We start from the raw sequence: 16,351 nt of genomic DNA, 5'->3' as shown, positions 1-16,351 counted from the left end.
CGACCGGGGCCGCGTCCTCGGGCGTCAGGCCCGCCGGGTCGCCCGCAGCGAGTTGCCGTCCCGCCGCACCCGGAGGAAGAGCACCGCCAGCGCCACGACGGTGAGCGCCACCAGGATCCCGGTCTCGACGAGCTGGATCGGCACGAAGTGCCCGACGGGGTGGTACTCGATCCAGTTGCTCGTGGCGCCTTCGCAGCCCCTCGTCCGGTCGCCGTCCCAGCAGAACTGGTCCGAGGCCCACCGGCCGTCCTGGAGCACGACCCCGCGGTCGACCAGCCACGCGTTGGTGGGCTGCCCGAAGTAGACGCCGCGCGGGACCATCTCCTTGACCGACGGGTAGAAGGAGGCGCGGCCCCACCGGAGCAGGCCGTGGACGACCGCCAGCAGCACGCCGGTGACCAGGACCGAGGCCACCGTGCGGCGCAGCAGTTGCCCGACCAGCAGGCCCAGCGCCAGCGCGAACAGCGACCAGGCGACCGGCACCACCCCGAGGACGGGGTAGGTGAGGCCCTGGAACGGCGGATCGAAGGTGAACGGGCTGTGCGCGATGTCCGCGTTCCACACCCACGTCGCCAGGACGGCGAGCACCCCACCGGCGGCCAGCACCGCCACCCCGGGCAGGGCGATCCGCGCGGTGAGCCAGCGCAGCGGGCTGACGGACTGGGTCCAGGCGAGGCGGACGGTTCCGCGCTCGTACTCCTGGGCGAGCATCGGGGCGCCGAGGAACATGCCGATCAGCAGGGGGACGGCGACCAGGGCCGGCTGGAGCCACGTGGTGTACAGGTAGGCGCGGCGGGTGATGGGCGAGACCATGCCCTGGCAGCCGGCGTCGGACCAGCTGGCCCCGTCGGAGCACCCGGCCCGGCGCAGATCCGCCATCAGCGGCTGGACGGAGAAGTGCAGCCAGAGCAGGGTGGCCGACGCGGTGACGACCAGGGCGGCGATCGCCCACAGCGCGGTGCGGCTCTGGCGCCAGCTCAGCCAGAGCAGGCCGCCCGGGCGGGGCGCGGTCCGCGGCTCGCGCGGTGGCGCCGCGGTGGTGGCGCGGTCGGCCAGGACGTTGGTGCTCATGCGGCGATCCCGTTCTCGGTCGTCTGGGCCTGCGGGCCCGGTCCGGTGGCGGCCCGGGCGGTGCCGACCGGGGTCCGGAGGTAGCCGAGCAGCAGCTCCTCCAGGCTCGGCCGGCCGCTCTCCCACGGGCCGTCCACCGGATCGCCGGTGCGGACCAGCGCGTCGATCCGGCGGCCGGTGGAGCGCTGTTCGACCAGGGCGTCCTCGGGGAGCGCGCTGCCGGCCGGGCCGGTGAGCAGTTGGTGTCCGTCCAGCAGGTCCTCCACGTCGCCGCAGAGCCGGATCCGCCCGGACTGCACCAGCAGCAGGTAGTCGATGACGCCGTCCAGCTCGGGGATGATGTGCGAGGAGACCACGATGGTGGTGCCGCGCTCGGCGGCCTCGACCATCAGGGTGCCCATCAGCTGGTGCCGGGCGAGCGGGTCGAGGTCGGACATCGGCTCGTCGAGCAGCAGCAGGTCGGGGCGCTTGCCGAGGGCGAGCGCCAGGGCGACCCGGGTGCGCTGGCCGCCGGAGAGCGAGCCGATCTTCGCCCTCGTCCTCAACTCGCCCTGGTCGATCACCTGTTGGGCGAGGTCCTGGTCCCAGGACGGGTTCAGTTCCCGGCCGAGCCGCAGGGTCTCGGCCACCGTGAAGCCGGGGTAGAGCGGCTTGTCCTGGGCCACGTACGCGACCCGGGCGCGCAGGTCCTCGGTGGTGGCGGGCTCACCGAACACCCGCAGCTCACCCTCGGTGGGGGTGAGCAGCCGGGCGGCGATGCCCAGCAGGGTGCTCTTGCCCGCACCGTTGGGGCCGGCCACCCCGCAGATCCGCCCGGCCGGGACGGCGAACGTGCAGTCGCGCAGCGCCCAATCGCCCCGGTAGCGCTTGCCCAGGCCGTCGGCCGCGAGCGCCGCCGGGGCCCCCGGCGCCGCCGATGTCGGCGGTGTGTTCATCGGGTCGTTCACCCGGTCCCCCCACTGTCCTCTAACTCGGTGTTTCCGGGGAGACCCCGGTGTCGAATCGCTGCTCCAGGACGGAGGCCATCAGCGCGGCGATGTCCTCACGCTCCAGTCCGACCTCGCGGGCCCGGTCCACCCAGCCGACCAGGTCCGCGCGCAGCGGCCCGTCGGCGGCGGCCTCCGGCCGGGCGAGCGAGCGCCGGACGAAGGTGCCGAGCCCCGGCCGGGGCTCGACCAGGCCCTCGCGTTCCAGTTCGCGGTAGGCCTTCAGCACGGTGTTGGGGTTGATCGCGGTCAGCTCGACGACCTCCCGCGCGGTCGGCAGCTTGTCCCCGGGCTGGAGCAGCCCGAGCCGCAGGGCCTGCTTGGTCTGCTGAACGATCTGCTGGTAGGTGGAGACGCCGCTGCGCCGCTCGATGCGGTACTCGATCACACGCGATTCGACCTTTCACTAGTCCAATAGTGGAATAGTGACCCACTGCGGCGCCCGGGTCAAGCCAGGCCGGGGGGTGCCGGGCGATACGGACGATCAGGGCCGCTGCAGCAACAGGAGGGAGTCCTGGTCGGCGACCCGCCGGTAGCCGCGCCGCTCGTACTCGACCAGCATCCGGGCGGTGTCGGCGGTCGCGCACGGGGCCTGCACGCTCGGGTCCGTCCGGTCCACGACCACCCACTCGGGCCCCGGCCCGGTCGGCGCCTGGCAGACCAGGGTGACGGTGGCCCGGCCGGTCAGCTGCGCGGCGAGGCGGTTGGAGGCGGCGACGGTCGCGCCGTCGGGTATCGAGCCGAGCAGCGCCCGGGTGTACGCGAGCCGGGGCGGGGTGCGCCACGCCTCGGGCATCACCACCTCGTGCAGCGGATAGACCGGCACCGTCACGGCCGCCACCAGGGCGCTGACGGCGAGCGCGCGCCGCGCCCGGCGCGGGTCGGTGCGGGTGAGGGCGTCCACCAGGGCGGCGAGCACCAGCGGCATCAGCACCGCGCTGTAGTGGTAACTGACGCCCCAGTAGTGCGGGTTGGCCGAGAGCAGCCGCCAGCCCAGGGTGGGCACGCAGAGCAGGACCAGCGGCGAGCGCAGCCCGAGGAAGCCCGCGGTCGCGGCGAGCAGGAAGAGCAGCAGCCACTTGATCGGGGGCCAGCCGATCCGGGCCGCCAGCGACCAGGGCGAGGGCTGCCCGCCGCCGTCCAACTGCTGCCAGTAGTCGAACCCGCCGTGCGGGTTGAACGAGGGCAGCACCACCGTCACGGTGAGCACGGTGGCCGCGACCCCGACGCCCGCGAGCACGAGCCCCGGCAGCGGGCCGCGCCGGCCCCGGCGGGCCTGCCAGGCGATCAGCAGGCCGAAGGCGGCCACGGTCAGGCCGAGGTCCTCCTTGACCAGCAGCAGCGGCAGCGACCAGAGCGCCGCGGCCAGGTGGCGGCGCCGACCGAGCGCGGTGGCCGCGAAGGCCAACAACGGTACGGCGAAGGCGATTTCGTGGAAGTCGTCGCTGACGGCCCGGACGATCCCCCAGGACGCCCCGGTCACGCATCCGATCACCAGCGCGACCCGCGGCCCGCCCGCCTCGTACGCCCACCGGGTGAGCGGCACGACCGCCAGCGCCATCAGCAGCGCCTGGGCGACCAGCAGGGTGACGGCCCCCGGGAACAGCCGGTAGACCGGGGCGAGCACGGCGATCAGCGGGTGGAAGTGGTCCCCGAGCAGGTGGTAACCGGGCCCCTTGAGCGGCACGATCGGCGCCTGCCCGTGCGCGTACGCGCGGATGGCCTGCTCGAAGATGCCCAGGTCGTAGGCCTTGCTCAGGCCGCGCCGGTAGCGGTTGACGGCGACGCAGGTGTAGAGCGCGGCGAACCCCGCGGCCAGGCCCCAGGCCAGGGCGGCGGGTCGACGCGGCGGGCGGAACAGGCGCATCGGCAAAGTACCCTTTCACTATTCGATTAGTGGAAGGGTGGTGGAAGGGCGCACCGTCGTCAACCCCGGTCCGGCCGCGCCGACCGGGCCTCTGACCTGCCCGGATGCGGTCCGCTGGGCGGGTGAGGTGGAGCCAGTGGAGCCCGTGGAGCCTGCGGAGCCCGCCGGCTCAGGGGAACTCAGGGCCGCGCGGCCTCCGGGTCGCGGCCGAAGAAGCCGGCGAGCCGGTCGTACGGCGGGGCGTCCTCCGGCACGGCGACCTCGGGGCCGAAGGCGTGCTGCTCCTCCTCGGCACCGCGGTACCCGGGCGTGAGGGCGCCGCGGGCCCAGGCCAGGGCGGCGAGGGCCACCTCATGGTCCAGCCCCTCGGTGGACTGGTCGGTGGCATGAGCCAAGTCCCAGTCGTGGACGGCAAATTCGGCGATCTGCTGGTCCACCGGGAAACGGGCCGGCAGGGCGCCGACGCCGGGGACCTCCAACGTGCCGGTGAGGTCGCCCGCCGCCCGCCAGGCGTCGACCAGCTCCTCGGCGCCGGCCTCGAAGGCGTGCAGCCAGTCCTCCTCCACCCGCTCGAAGGGCTGCGACCAGTCCGGCTGCCCGCCCCCGGCCCGGACGGTGAACTGCCGCAGGTCGAACAGCAGATGGCTGACCAGGTCGCCGACGTCCCAGGAGCGGCAGGCCGTCGGGTGCCCGGCCAGCTCGACGCCGACGCCGTCGATCAGCCCGGCGGTCTGCGCGAGGGCCCGGGCGAGCAGGTCGATCGGGTCTTCCGCTGCGGTCATGGCACACCTCTCGGTCGGGAGCGCGTCGCCGGCGTGGCCGGGTGCGGTCGGGAGCACCGCTCGGACCGGGCGATCGTAAACGCGTCCGTCGACGACCGCCCGCCACGACACCGGCCCGGTGGTCGCACCACCGGGCCGGTCTCCGTACGACGACGTGCCGCGAGCCGTCAGGCTCCGAACCGTCAGACCCGAACCGTCAGGCCGCGAACCCGCCGTCCACCGCGAGTTCCGCGCCCGTGACGTACCGGCCGTCCTCGCCCGCCAGGTAGGCGACGGCGGCGGCGATGTCCGTGCCCGCGCCGAAGCGGCCGAGTGCGGTCAGGCCGCTCTGGAACTCGGCGGCCTCACCGTCCGCCGGGTTCATGTCGGTGTCGATCGGGCCGGGGTGGACCACGTTGGCGGTGATCCCGCGCGGGCCGAGCTCCCTGGCCAGCGCCTTGGTCAGGCCGATCATCGCCGCCTTGCTGAGCGAGTAGATGGTGGCGCCGGGGAAGGCGACCCGCTTGGCGATGCAGCTGCCGATGGTGACGATCCGCCCGCCGTCGGCCAGGTGCGCGGAGGCGGCCTGGGCGAACAGGAACGGCGCCCGGACGTTCACCTCCAGGACCCGGTCCACGTCGTCGAGCGCCAGGTCACCGATCGGGCCGAGGACACCGACGCCCGCGTTGTTCACCAGGACGTCCAGCCGCCCGAACCGCTCCGCGACCGCCGCGACCACGGCCTGCACCGCCTGCGGGTCGGCGCTGTCCGCGCGGACCGCCCAGCCGCGGCGCCCCATCGCGGTGATCTTCGCCGCGACCTCCTCGGCCCGCTCGGCCCCGCCCTGGTAGGTCAGGGCGACGTCGGCACCGTCCTCGGCCAGCCGCAGCGCGACCGCCGCCCCGATCCCCCGGCTGCCGCCGGTCACCAGGGCCACCTTGCCGTCGAGCTTCGCCGCACCGTTCATCGTCATATCTCCAGAACTCCTCATTCGGATGTGATCCGACTCGTTCCGATCAGAACCCCCGGTTCCGATCTCGGACATGACTCGATCCTGGGCCTCGGCGCCGGAAAGCTCCGGCGGTATTCAGACGTCGCGTTCAACCTTCAACTATCTCCCGAAGCGCCTGCGTGCACGCCCTCACGCCCGCTCGCACGCTCCCTCCCTCGCACCCGATCCCGGAAACGCGCCCGGCCTCGGAAACGCGCCGGACCGAGCGGCCGGGCCCGGGGTGGGGCGGCCGCTCGGCGCGGGTGCGAGGAGGTGTCAGACGGTCAGGGTCTGGCCCGGGAAGATGAGATCCGGGTCGCCGCCGATGGTGCGGGCGTTCTTGTCGTACAGGTTGCCGGTGTCGGTGCCGAACTTGGCCGCGATCCCGCTCAGCGTGTCACCGCTCCTGACGGTGTAGCCGCCACCGGAGGTGTTCTTCTCCGAGGACGGCGCCGACTGCGCCGGCTTGGCCGACTGCTGCGGCTTCGACGTCTCCTGCTGCTTCGGCGCCGGCTTGCTCTTCGGCGCCTGCTGGGCCTGCGGCGCCTGGGTCTTGGGCGTCTGAGCCTTGGGTGCCTGGGCCTTGGGCGCCGGCTTGGCGGCCGGCTTCGAGGGTGCGGTGTCGGTGGTGTCGACGGCGGCCGGGGCGCCGCCCTTGCTCAGGCCCGCCTTGGCCGAGCAGACCGGCCACGCGCCGGGCCCCTGCGAGGCGAGGACCTTCTCGGCGACCGTGATCTGCTGCGCCTTGCTCGCCTGGTGGGCCTGGGGGGCGTAGGCGGTGCCGCCGTACGCCCTCCAGGTGCTGGGGGTGAACTGCAGTCCGCCGGAGAAGCCGTTGCCGTTGCTGATGCTCCAGTTGCCGCCGCTCTCGCACTGGGCGACGGAGTCCCAGCTGGAGGTGGGCGCGGCGGAGGCCGAGGTGGCCGTGACGAGGCCGGCCACCGGCAGGGCCGCGACAGCGGCGCCCGCGACGACCGCCATCCGCACGCGGTTGCGCTTGGTGGCGGTGGTGTCGGTGGCAGCGGCGGTCTCGTGACGGGGAGTCATATAAGTCCTCTCGGCAAGCCCCGGGCGGGCAGGCGGAACCAGACCCATGACGGGCCGATAGTCACGCTCACCTCGCTCGACGGGCGGCCGGACACGTCTGGGACGCGCCGTGCCGCCCCGGCCACCTCCACTCGCCGACGACCTGTTCGAGCTGGTCGCGTCGGCGGGCACGGCCCTCGCGCCGGGGGTCAGGTCGGCGGGCCGTGCGTCGGGGTGAACCCGGGTGGTGCTCGTTGCACCGCCAATGAAGCTACGGGCCACCTCCGGGTGCAGCAAGCAATTCTTGGTCTCCGCAGGTCAGTTGACTGTTACCGGCGGTATTGATCAAGGTGCCGTGCCCAGTTCGACCGGGTTTGACCGCATTTTCAAGATCAACTGATCAACTTTCACGCCCCCCTTCACCTCTGTCCACCTGTGAGCCCGAGCACACCATCCACCCACCGCGACCACGAATTGACGCACCGTCACCAGCGAAGCCGGAGTTCCCCGTTCCGCCGGGCCATCAGGTGGCATCCGCCACACCCGACACGCTCCGCGACCGGTCGGACGCGCTCAGTCCCGGGCGCCGAGCTCCGCGTCCCGCGCCAACAGCGCCGCCTGCACCCGGTTCTCACAGCCCAACTTGGCCAGGATCCGGCTGACGTACGTCTTCACCGTCGCCTCGCTCATGTGGATCCGCGCCCCCGCGTCCGCGTTGGACAGCCCCTCGCCGAGCAGCGCCAGCACCTCCAGCTCGCGCGGCGTCAGCACCTCCAGCCGGCGCCGGGCCTCCGCGCCGCGGGCGGCCACCGAACCGCTGCGCCCGGAGGCCAGCGAGTCGACGATGTGCCGGGTGGCGGCCGGGGACAGGAAGGCGTAGCCGCCGGCCGCCGCGCGCACCGCCTGGATCAGCTCGTGCGGCGCCGTGTCCTTGAGCAGGAATCCGGCGCCGCCCTCGGTCACGGCGCGCAGGACGTTCTCGCGCTCCCCGAAGGTGGTGAGGATCAGCGCCCGCGCGCCGGGCGCGACCCTCGGCAGCTCCCCGAGCGCCGTCAGCCCGTCCATCACCGGCATCTGGATGTCCAGCAGCACCACGTCCACCCGGTGCGCCCGGGCCAGCTCCAGCGCCTCCCGCCCGTCGGCGGCCTCGGCGACCACCTCGATGTCGGCGGCAGAGCCCAGGATCATCCTGATCCCGGCGCGGATGAGCGGCTCGTCGTCGGCGACGAGGACTCGGATCACGGCTGGTCATTCCCCTCGAACGGTGCTGCGGCAGGAACACCATCCTCACATCCGGCCGAACGCCGCGTCCCACCCGGTCAGGACGGTCAGGACGGTCAGGGCAGTCAGAGCGGTCAGAGCGGTCAGAGCGGTCAGAGCGGTCACGGCGGTCAGGACTTCGTGAGGTAGTGCTCCTTCTCCACCAGCAGCCCGTCCTTGAAGCAGAACCGCATCACGTTGTCCTGGCCCCAGGCGTCGCTGAGGTCACCGGACAGGTACCAGCGGCAGTGCGCGCCCTCCGGGGGCTTGGGCCCGCTGCCCTGGTAGTCGTCGGTGAAGAAGGTGTTGCCCGGCGGCAGCCGGTGCAGCACGTCGGCCTCCGGCGTGCCGACCTCCAGCCCGTCGTACACCGACTTCGGCACCGTCGCGTCGCCGGTGCCCTGGACGAAGGCCACCACGCCCCAGATCAGCAGCCCCAGCACGGTCAGGCCGACCGCCCCCACCCCGACCGCGCAGCCGATCGCCGGACTGCGTCGCCCGTCCTCCGCCCCGACGACCGGCGGCAGGCCGTCCAGCACCCAGTCGTCGACCCCGGCGATCGCCGCGGCCCCGTCGCCCGCGCCCTCCGCCCCCTCGTACGGCAGCACGCCGGCCAGCCGGAACCCCTGATCCGGCGTCGGCCCGGCGTGCACCATGCCGCCGACCAGCCGGGCCCGCTCGCGCAGGCCGGTCAGCCCCTGGCCGCCGCTGACCGCCGGGCCCGCGCCGGCGCGCACGCCCACCGGCTCCGGCGTGCACGGATTGACCACCTCCACCACCAGCGCGTCCGGCTCGTACCGGAGCGCGACGGTGATCGGCGCGCCGGGGGCGTGCTTGTGCGCGTTGGTGAGCGCCTCCTGCACCATCCGGTACGCCGCGTGGTCCACCGCGGCGGCCAGCGGGCGCGGCTCGCCCTCCCGGGAGAAGGAGACCAGCGCCCCGGCCGCCCGAGAGGAGTCGACCAGCCCCTCGATCCCGTCCACCCCGCCCCGGGCCGGTGCCGCGGCCGTCGCCGGCCGCACCACCGTCGACTCGTCGTGCAGGACGCCGACCACCTCGCGCAGCTCGCGCATCGCCGCGACCGCCGCCTGCCGCAGCACCCCGACCGCCTCGCGCTGCCGGTCGTTGAGCGTACGGTCCACCTCCAGCGCGCCGGAGTGCACGGAGATCAGCGCGAGCTGGTGGCCCAGGCTGTCGTGCATGTCCTGGGCGATCCGGTGCCGCTCGCGCAGCCGGGCCTGGTGCACCACCATGACCCGCTCGCGCACCAGCTGGTCGTTGCGCTCGCGCAGCGCGTCCAGCAGGGCACGGCGCTGCGCCCGGTAGCGGCCCCACAGCGCGGGCAGCACGGCGACCAGCAGGAAGCCGCCGAGCGAGAGCCCGACGATCAGCTTGGGCGAGGCCGAGCCGGCGTCCTTCAGCACCCCGGTCACCATGAACAGCACCCAGCTCAGCACGAAGGTGCCGACCAGCGCGGTGACCCGGCGCAGCCTCGCCCCGGCCGACCAGCCCGCGCAGACCAGCAGCGGCATCGGGCCGACGGCCCAGCCGGCCGCGGCCGAGGTGAGCACCAGCACGGTCGCCGGGAAGGCCGGCCGCAGCACCCACAGCAGCGCGACCCCCAGCCCCACCAGGACCGGGTGGCCGACACCGGAGGCCACCTCCAGCAGGACCGCGACCCCGCCCATCAGCAGGGCCAGCGCACCCTGGCCCACCACCCGCCGGGGCGGCCAGGGCCCGGGAAACGCCGTCCGTACCGCCTTCTTCCAGGCCCGCGCCATCGCATCCACCCGTCGAGGCTATCGGGCCGCGCCACCCGTCCGCCGCCACCGTTCGTCGCCCCCGCCCCCGACGAAAGTCGCCGCTCACGGCGTTCGGGGCACCTCCGTGGGCACTCCCGTGGACAGGTCCGTGGGCACGTCCTCGTCGAAGGCCGTGAGCAGCAGCGCCACGTCGTCCACCCGGTGCGAGGAGCCGACCTCGCGCAGGATCCGTTCCGCCAGCAGCTCCAGGCCGTCCGGCCCCTGCTCCTCGCCGCGCCCGAGCGCGGCCCGCAACAGGTCCACCCCCTGGTCGATCGCCACCGCCGGATCCTCCACCAGCCCGTCCGTGTACAGCGCGACCACCGTGCCGGGCGCCAGGCGCAGCTCGCTGACCGGGTACTCGGCCAGGTCCTCCACGCCCAGCAGCGGCCCGCCCGGCACGTACAGCGCCTCGGCCCACCCGTCCGGGAAGCGCAGCACCGGCGGCAGGTGCCCGGCCCGGGCGATCCGGGCGCGGCCGTCGGCGGGGGTGAGGCGGACGAGGCAGCAGCTGGCGAGCAGTCCGGGGTCGAGGTCGAGGAGGAGCCGGTTGGTGCGGGCGAGCACCTGGTCGGGCGGGTCGCCACCGGTGGCGAAGGCGCGGACGGCGCTGCGCAGCTGGCCCATGGTGGCGGCCGCGCCGACGCTGTGGCCCTCGACGTCGCCGATCACCAGGGTGACGTCCCCGCCGGTGACGATCGCGTCGTACCAGTCGCCGCCGATCTCCATGCCCTGGGTACCGGGCAGGTAGCGGGCGGCGATCCGGATGCCGGGCACGTCCGGGAGGCGGTGCGGCAGCAGCGCCTGCTGGAGGCCGCGGGCCAGGGTGAACTCGGCGTCGTACAGCCGGGCCCGTTCCAGGGCCTGGGCGATGAAGCCGCCGAGGGCGGTGAGCAGGCCGCGGTCCTCGGCGGTGAACGGGCGCGGCCGGTCGAAGCCGAGGATGCAGCTGCCGACGGGGTGGCCGGAGGCGATCAGCGGCAGGAAGGCCCAGGCGCCCATCTCGTCGAGCGCGATGCCGGGGTAGGCGGCGGCGAGTTCGCGGACCGATTCGAAGAAGATCGGGGTGCCGGTGCTGAGCGTCTCCGCGCCGGGGATGCGGGCGGCGACGGGGGTGCCCTCGAAGCCGTCCAGGAAGCCGTCCGGGTAGCCGGTCTGCGAGATCAGGTGCAGGTGCTTGTCGCGCACCCCGTAGATGGCGAGCTCCTGGCCGCCGAAGGCCGGCAGGATCTCCTCGGCCACGGCCCGGCAGACCTCGCGCACGCTGACGGCCTCGGTGAGCGCGCTGGCGAGCTGGAGCAGGTGGTAGGTGCCGCCGATGCCGGCGGGGGCGTCGGTCCGGGTGGCGCCGCGGGCCGCGGGCGGCGGGGGCGCGGCCCGCGGTTCGGCCGCGCCCGGCGGGGCTTCGGCGGCCACCACCCGGCCGGTGACGCCGTGCGTGTCGGGGTAGAGCGAGAAGGCGAGCCAGCCGTCCGGCGGGCGGGCGGCCAGGAAGGCGGTGGGCTGCTGGGAGAGCAGGGCGGCCCGGTAGCGGTTCTCGAAGAAGGGGTCGGCGAGCCAGGGCAGCACGTCCCACAGGTGGTGGCCGACCAGGTCCTCGCGGCGAGCCTGGAGCAGTGGCTCGGTGGCGCGGTTGGCGTAGCCGACCCGGCCGTCCGGGTCGAGTGAGAAGACGCCCTCGCGCAGTCGCTCGACGGCGGCCGCGGCCGCGGTGAGGGTGCGGGCGTCCAGCACGGCGCCGACCAGATGGGTGCGGCCGTCCGCCGAGATCGCCGAGGGCACCCGCGCCCAGAGCTCCACCGGGTACGGGTGGCCGTCCGGCCCGAGCACCCGGACCCTGGCCGCCAGCACCTCGCCCAGGGCCAGGGCGGTCCGGGCGGCGGCCCGGAACTCGGGCAGGTCGCCGGGGGCGATCCGGCTGCCGAGGGCGGCCGCCGTGCCGTCGAACTCGTCGGGTGCGAGGCCGAAGATCGCGAGGAACTGCTCGTCGGCGGCCAGCGCCCCGGTGGCGACGTTCCAGTCGAACATCCCGACCCGGCAGGTCGGCGCGGACGGCGGCGGCAGCTCGACCACAGCCGCGTCGCCGCCCGGCTCCACGGGGTGCCCGGCCGCCGCCAGGCCCGCCAGCCCGGCGGCCAGCCGCCCGGCCACCTCCGCCAACCGCGGCTGGGCGTCCTCCGGGACGCCGTCGTCGGAGGCCGGCCAGAACACGCTGAGCACCCCGAACCGCTCCCCGCCGCCCGCCACCGGCACGCAGGCGGAGGCGAAGTCGTACGGCATGCCGACCGCGAGCTGCGGGAAGCGCCGCATGGTGTCCTCGGTGTCGGCGAGGGTGATGGTCCGCCCGGTGCGGAAGCTGACGGCGACGGGCAGCGGGCCGGCGGCGGCGATCCGCCGGAACGGGCTCATGATCGACAGCGGTACGCCCGCGATCGTGCAGAGCACCAGCGAGCGGCCGTCCCGCGAGCGCAGGTACACCATCGCCCCGTACGCCCCGGTGCCGCCGAGCGCCCGGCGGACGGCGCCCGCCAGCAGGTCGTCCCGCTCGGCCGCCGCCGGGGCGGCGTCAAGCTCCTGCGGCCGGTGCGGGCCGGGCGGCGCCGCCCGGTCACGGCCGCCCGCGTGCGGATGGCGCATGCTCTTTTGCTACGCCGGGCCCCGGGGCGTGTCAAGGCGAGCCCCCCGGGGCCCCGGATGCCCGTCGGCCCCGGTTGCGCCAGCATGGACGGCATGCCGACCACCTCCGGCCGCACCACCGTGGTCAACCTCAAGGGCCACCGCGACGACCCCTCCTGCGCCGACGTCGTCTACGTCGGCCGCGCCATGAACCGCGGCGGCTGGCACCTGTCCGAGTCCCCGCTGCACTGCCCCTACCGCCCCGGCCCCGGCCTCACCCGCGAGCAGATGGTCGCCGACTACCGCGCCTACCTCCTCGCCCGCCCCGACCTGCTCGCCCTCGTCCCGCCCCTGCGCGGCCACCGTCTCGGCTGCTGGTGCGCCCCGCTCCCCTGCCACGCCGACGTCCTCGCCGACCTCGCCGACCACCCCCCGCAGCACTGACGGGCGGGCGCCTCACAGCCCGGAGAGGTCGGCCTCCACCGCGTACGGCACCACGGCCTTGACCCGGCCGGTGAACAACTCGCCCGCCCGGTACGAACGGCTCGCCGCGTCCAGCACGTAGGTGTGGACGATCGGGACGCCGTCGGCGACCTGCTCGACCCGCCAGTAGAACGGGATGCCCGCCTTGGCGTACTGGTCCAGCTTGACCACCCGGTCGGTGGTCTCCGAACCCGGTGAGACGACCTCGACGAGCAGCAGCACGTCCGCGGGTCTGGTGGGCGACTCGTCGATCGTGTCCGCCCGGTAGACCACCACGTCCGGGCGGCGGTTGTTCAGCGGCACGTCCTGGAGCCTGACGTCGAAGTCCGTGTCGGCGTTCCACTCGGCGCCGCCGGCCGCGTCCAGGGCGTTCGCCAGGAACCGTGCGAGCCGGTTGTGCCGTTTGGAGGCGCTCGGGCTCACGGCCACCATCCCGTCGACGATCTCGATGCCCGCGCACTGCTCCACGGTCCAGGAGTCGTACTGCTCGCTGCTGATCTGCCGGTGCATCCACTCGGGTGCGATCATCTCGGCCGTCACGCCGTACCTCCCCCGGGGCTGCTGGGCGGGCCTGTGCTGTGCCTCAGCCTAGTACGCCCCGGGTCGGGGTTTCGGGTGGTTCGGGGGCTGTTCGATATCCTCCGGGCGAGTGGTGGCGCGTGGGGCGCCGCGGGGGAGGTGGGAGCCGGTATGCAGTCGCCGTCGTCCGAGGGGCCCGTGCGCGAGACGTCGTGGCAGTGGGACGGGGAGGCGGACGGCGCCGCGCGGGAGCCCGCGGACGTGGTCGGCGGGGGCGGGGACGGGCCGCGGCTGAGCCGGCGCGGGCTGCTGGCGGGGGCCGGGGCGCTGGCGGCGGGCGCGGCGGTGTGGGCGTTCAGCCGTTCGGGTGCGGACCAGCCGGCTCCGCCGCCGAGGCCGCAGCCGACCGCGTTGTCCGGGCCGACCCCGCTGTGGACGTACCGGGGGCCGGAGGCGATGACCCCGGAGCGGCTGACCGGCCCGCCGACCCGGCCGGTGTTCCTGTCCCGGGCCGGGCTCCAGGTCCTGGACCCGGCCACCGGCGAGGCGGCGCGGCTGCTCACCTTCGACCCGCCGCGCGGGACCTGGCCGAGCGACCTGGAGGTGCTGGGCAAGGTGGTGCTCGGGCCGGACCGGCTCTTCACCACCTCCCCGGGCCACCTGGACGCCCGCCACCTCGGCGACCCCGCCGCCGACTGGAGCCTGCCGCTGCCCGACGACCTGCAAGGCTCCGTCCAGCTGTCCGGCTTCGACGACGGCACCCTGTACGGCTACGTCTGGGACTGGTCGCGGGAGAGCTCGACGCCGAACGGCCGGCTCTTCGCCGTCCGGGTCGCGGACCGCTCGATGCTGTGGCACCTCCCCACCGACCGCAACGAGCAGCCGTTCACCCCGGTCACCGCGCCCGGCGGCCGCCTCCCGTGCCTGCGCAACCTGGGCAACGGCAGCGAGCTGGTGGTCCGGGACACCGCCGACGGCCGGGAGCTGTGGACGGCCCCCGGCGCCGGGGACCTGGGTTGGTGCGTCGGCGGCCCGGTGCACGTCTACGTCCCCGACGGGGCCGGCGGCGTCCGCGCGCTGCGCCCCGGCGGCGAGCCGGCCTGGACGGTCTCCCCCGGCCGGGGCGAGTCGTGGCGGGCGATGCCCGCGGTCTCCGACGGCCCGCGGGTCTACCTGGCCCGCGACAACGGCCTGGTCACCGGGCACGACGCGGTCACCGGCGCACTGCAGTGGTCCTACCGGCTGCCGTTCCTGCTGGACCGCCGCAGCCATCCGCTGGTGGCCGGCGGCACGCTGTTCGTCCCCGGACCGGCGACCGCCGGGGTGTGCGCGATCGACACCGCGAGCGGCACACCGCGCTGGACGTTCCTCGACTCGGGCCCCGGCAAGGACGTCTGGTCACTCGCCGTCGACGCGAACCACCTCTACGCCGGCCACGACGACGTCCTGCACGCCCTCCCGCTCACCTGACCGCCCGGCACCACAGCCACGACGGCACGACAGGATGGCCCGATGCAGGTACACCCGATCTCCCCCGACCGGCTGGCCGAAATGCTCGCCGACCGCATCGCCGCGCTGTCCGACCCCGGCGGCCGGTGGCTGCGGGTCGCGGTGGACGGCGCGCCCGCCGCCCGCCCCGACCTGCTCGCCGACGCCCTGGTGGAGCCGCTGCGGCTGCGCGGCCGCCCCGCGCTGCGGGTGTCGGCGGCGGGCTTCCTGCGCCCGGCCTCGATCCGGCTGGAGTACGGCCACCAGGACGCGGACGCCTTCCACGACCTCTGGCTGGACGACGGCGCCCTGCTGCGCGAGGTGCTGGACCCGCTGGAGCCCGGCGCCAGCGGCCGCGTCCTGCCCTCGCTGCGCGACCCGGCGACGGACCGCTCGACCCGCGCCCCGTACGCCGAACTGCCGCCCGGCGGCGTGCTGTTGCTGGACGGCGCGCTGCTGCTCGGCCGCTGGCTGCCGCTCGAGCTGGCCGTCCACCTCGCGCTCACCCCGACCGCCCTGGCCCGCCGCACGCCCGCCGACCAGCAGTGGACGCTGCCCGCCTTCGCCCGCTACGAGGCGGAGACCGGCCCGACCGAGGCCGCCGACGTCACCGTCCGGGTGGACGACCCTCGCCACCCGGCCCTGGTCGAGCGGACCTGACCCCCGTACCGGCCGGGGCCGGGCCGCGCTGGCAGTAGGGGCACCAGTACGCCACCCGGTCCTGCGGGGGCGCGCCCTGGCGGGCGGTCCGGACGAGGGTGCCGCAGCGCGGGCAGGGGCGGCCGGCCCGGCCGTAGACCCAGTGCTGGTGGCCGCGCCGGGTGTCGCCGGTGGTGACGTGGCCGGGGCGCAGCCGGTTGGCGTCGAGGAGCCCCCGGGCCCGCTCCACCAGCCGGTCGGGGCGCGGGAGTTGGCTCACCTCGGTCCACGGGGTGACGCCGGCCAGGTAACAGAGTTCGGCGGCGTAGACGTTGCCGATGCCGGCGAGGTTGCGCTGGTCGAGCAGCGCCTCGGCGAGCGGGCGGCCGGGGTGGGCGAGCAGTCGGCGGACGGCCTCCACCGGGTCCCAGTCGGGGCCGAGCAGGTCGGGGCCGAGGTGGCCGACGGCGCGTTGCTCGTCGGCGGTGCGCAGCAGGTCGACGACGGGCAGCCGGTAGCCGACGGCGGTGCCCCGCTCGGTGCCGAGGACGGCGCGGATCTGCCAGGCGGGGCCGCCGGACCAGCGCTCGCCGGGCCGGTAGACCTCCCAGCGGCCGTCCATCCGCAAATGGGTGTGCAGGGTGAGGCCGCCTTCGAGGCGGGTGAGCAGGTGCTTGCCGCGCGGGGCGACCTCCAGCACCCGGCGGCCGGCGAGTACGGCGGTGGCGTGCGCGGGCACCCGCAGGTCGGCGCTGGTCAGCACCTGCCCGGCGAGGGCCTCGTGCAGCCGGGCCGCCGCGCGGTAGACGGAGTCACCTTCTGGCATGTCTCCATCCTCCACC

General features: G+C 75.0%; 15 protein-coding genes. 3 read left to right on the top strand and 12 right to left on the bottom strand.

Going from position 1 to position 16,351, the window contains the following annotated elements; genetic code table 11:
* Positions 1 to 24: 24 nt before the first annotated feature.
* From ACFWPI_RS01775 to ACFWPI_RS01730, 10 genes are all read right to left on the bottom strand, one after another.
* A complete protein-coding gene (locus ACFWPI_RS01775) occupies positions 25 to 1,071 on the bottom strand; it encodes a hypothetical protein (protein WP_380375336.1) in 1,047 nt (348 codons plus the stop codon).
* Positions 1,068 to 2,006 carry an ABC transporter ATP-binding protein gene (locus ACFWPI_RS01770; RefSeq protein ID WP_380375334.1) on the bottom strand — a complete coding sequence of 313 codons (939 nt, stop codon included), beginning with the start codon at positions 2,004 to 2,006 and terminating at the stop codon, positions 1,068 to 1,070. The genes ACFWPI_RS01775 and ACFWPI_RS01770 overlap by 4 nt, the downstream gene beginning before the upstream one ends.
* A 31-nt stretch (positions 2,007 to 2,037) precedes the next feature.
* Complete coding sequence (locus ACFWPI_RS01765; protein WP_063350485.1) at positions 2,038 to 2,445, bottom strand: GntR family transcriptional regulator; 408 nt, start codon at positions 2,443 to 2,445, stop codon at positions 2,038 to 2,040.
* Positions 2,446 to 2,541: 96 nt separating this feature from the next.
* The gene (locus ACFWPI_RS01760) at positions 2,542 to 3,924 is read right to left on the bottom strand and encodes a DUF2079 domain-containing protein (protein WP_380375333.1); all 1,383 of its coding nucleotides are present in this window, start codon (positions 3,922 to 3,924) and stop codon (positions 2,542 to 2,544) included.
* Between the two features lie 179 nt (positions 3,925 to 4,103).
* The gene (locus tag ACFWPI_RS01755) at positions 4,104 to 4,706 is read right to left on the bottom strand and encodes a TIGR03086 family metal-binding protein (protein WP_380375331.1); all 603 of its coding nucleotides are present in this window, start codon (positions 4,704 to 4,706) and stop codon (positions 4,104 to 4,106) included.
* Positions 4,707 to 4,902: 196 nt separating this feature from the next.
* Entirely contained in the window at positions 4,903 to 5,658 is a 756-nt protein-coding gene (locus ACFWPI_RS01750; RefSeq protein ID WP_380375330.1) for an SDR family NAD(P)-dependent oxidoreductase, read from the bottom strand.
* 294 nt (positions 5,659 to 5,952) lie between these two features.
* Complete coding sequence (locus ACFWPI_RS01745) at positions 5,953 to 6,723, bottom strand: transglycosylase family protein (RefSeq protein ID WP_380375328.1); 771 nt, start codon at positions 6,721 to 6,723, stop codon at positions 5,953 to 5,955.
* A 552-nt stretch (positions 6,724 to 7,275) separates the two neighbouring features.
* Complete coding sequence (locus ACFWPI_RS01740) at positions 7,276 to 7,944, bottom strand: response regulator (protein ID WP_380375327.1); 669 nt, start codon at positions 7,942 to 7,944, stop codon at positions 7,276 to 7,278.
* Between the two features lie 149 nt (positions 7,945 to 8,093).
* Positions 8,094 to 9,743, bottom strand: coding sequence for a sensor histidine kinase (locus ACFWPI_RS01735; RefSeq protein ID WP_380375356.1), 1,650 nt, complete (start codon positions 9,741 to 9,743; stop codon positions 8,094 to 8,096).
* 84 nt (positions 9,744 to 9,827) lie between these two features.
* A complete protein-coding gene (locus ACFWPI_RS01730) occupies positions 9,828 to 12,401 on the bottom strand; it encodes a SpoIIE family protein phosphatase (RefSeq protein WP_380375325.1) in 2,574 nt (857 codons plus the stop codon).
* A gap of 93 nt (positions 12,402 to 12,494) precedes the next feature.
* On the opposite strand from ACFWPI_RS01730, the gene ACFWPI_RS01725 reads away from it, so the two are divergent.
* Positions 12,495 to 12,824: a DUF4326 domain-containing protein gene (locus ACFWPI_RS01725; protein WP_380375323.1), complete on the top strand. Its 330-nt coding sequence runs from the start codon at positions 12,495 to 12,497 to the stop codon at positions 12,822 to 12,824.
* A 12-nt stretch (positions 12,825 to 12,836) separates the two neighbouring features.
* Here ACFWPI_RS01725 and ACFWPI_RS01720 read toward each other — a convergent pair whose 3' ends face one another.
* Positions 12,837 to 13,403: a Uma2 family endonuclease gene (locus ACFWPI_RS01720; RefSeq protein ID WP_363374503.1), complete on the bottom strand. Its 567-nt coding sequence runs from the start codon at positions 13,401 to 13,403 to the stop codon at positions 12,837 to 12,839.
* Between the two features lie 150 nt (positions 13,404 to 13,553).
* Here ACFWPI_RS01720 and ACFWPI_RS01715 point away from each other — a divergent pair, with 150 nt between their 5' ends.
* Both ACFWPI_RS01715 and ACFWPI_RS01710 read left to right on the top strand, forming a co-directional pair.
* Positions 13,554 to 14,852: a PQQ-binding-like beta-propeller repeat protein gene (locus tag ACFWPI_RS01715; protein ID WP_380375321.1), complete on the top strand. Its 1,299-nt coding sequence runs from the start codon at positions 13,554 to 13,556 to the stop codon at positions 14,850 to 14,852.
* 42 nt (positions 14,853 to 14,894) lie between these two features.
* A complete protein-coding gene (locus tag ACFWPI_RS01710) occupies positions 14,895 to 15,530 on the top strand; it encodes a uridine kinase (protein ID WP_380375319.1) in 636 nt (211 codons plus the stop codon).
* On the opposite strand, the gene ACFWPI_RS01705 is transcribed toward ACFWPI_RS01710, so the two are convergent.
* Positions 15,478 to 16,335: a DNA-formamidopyrimidine glycosylase family protein gene (locus tag ACFWPI_RS01705; protein ID WP_380375318.1), complete on the bottom strand. Its 858-nt coding sequence runs from the start codon at positions 16,333 to 16,335 to the stop codon at positions 15,478 to 15,480. The two genes, ACFWPI_RS01710 and ACFWPI_RS01705, sit on opposite strands and share 53 nt — an antisense overlap.
* Positions 16,336 to 16,351: the final 16 nt, after the last annotated feature.

It is taken from the genome of Kitasatospora sp. NPDC058492, from assembly GCF_042720685.1.
Lineage (GTDB): Bacteria > Actinomycetota > Actinomycetes > Streptomycetales > Streptomycetaceae > Kitasatospora.
Note: the sequence above shows the minus strand (reverse complement) of the source record. Positions and strands in the feature narration are given on the sequence as shown.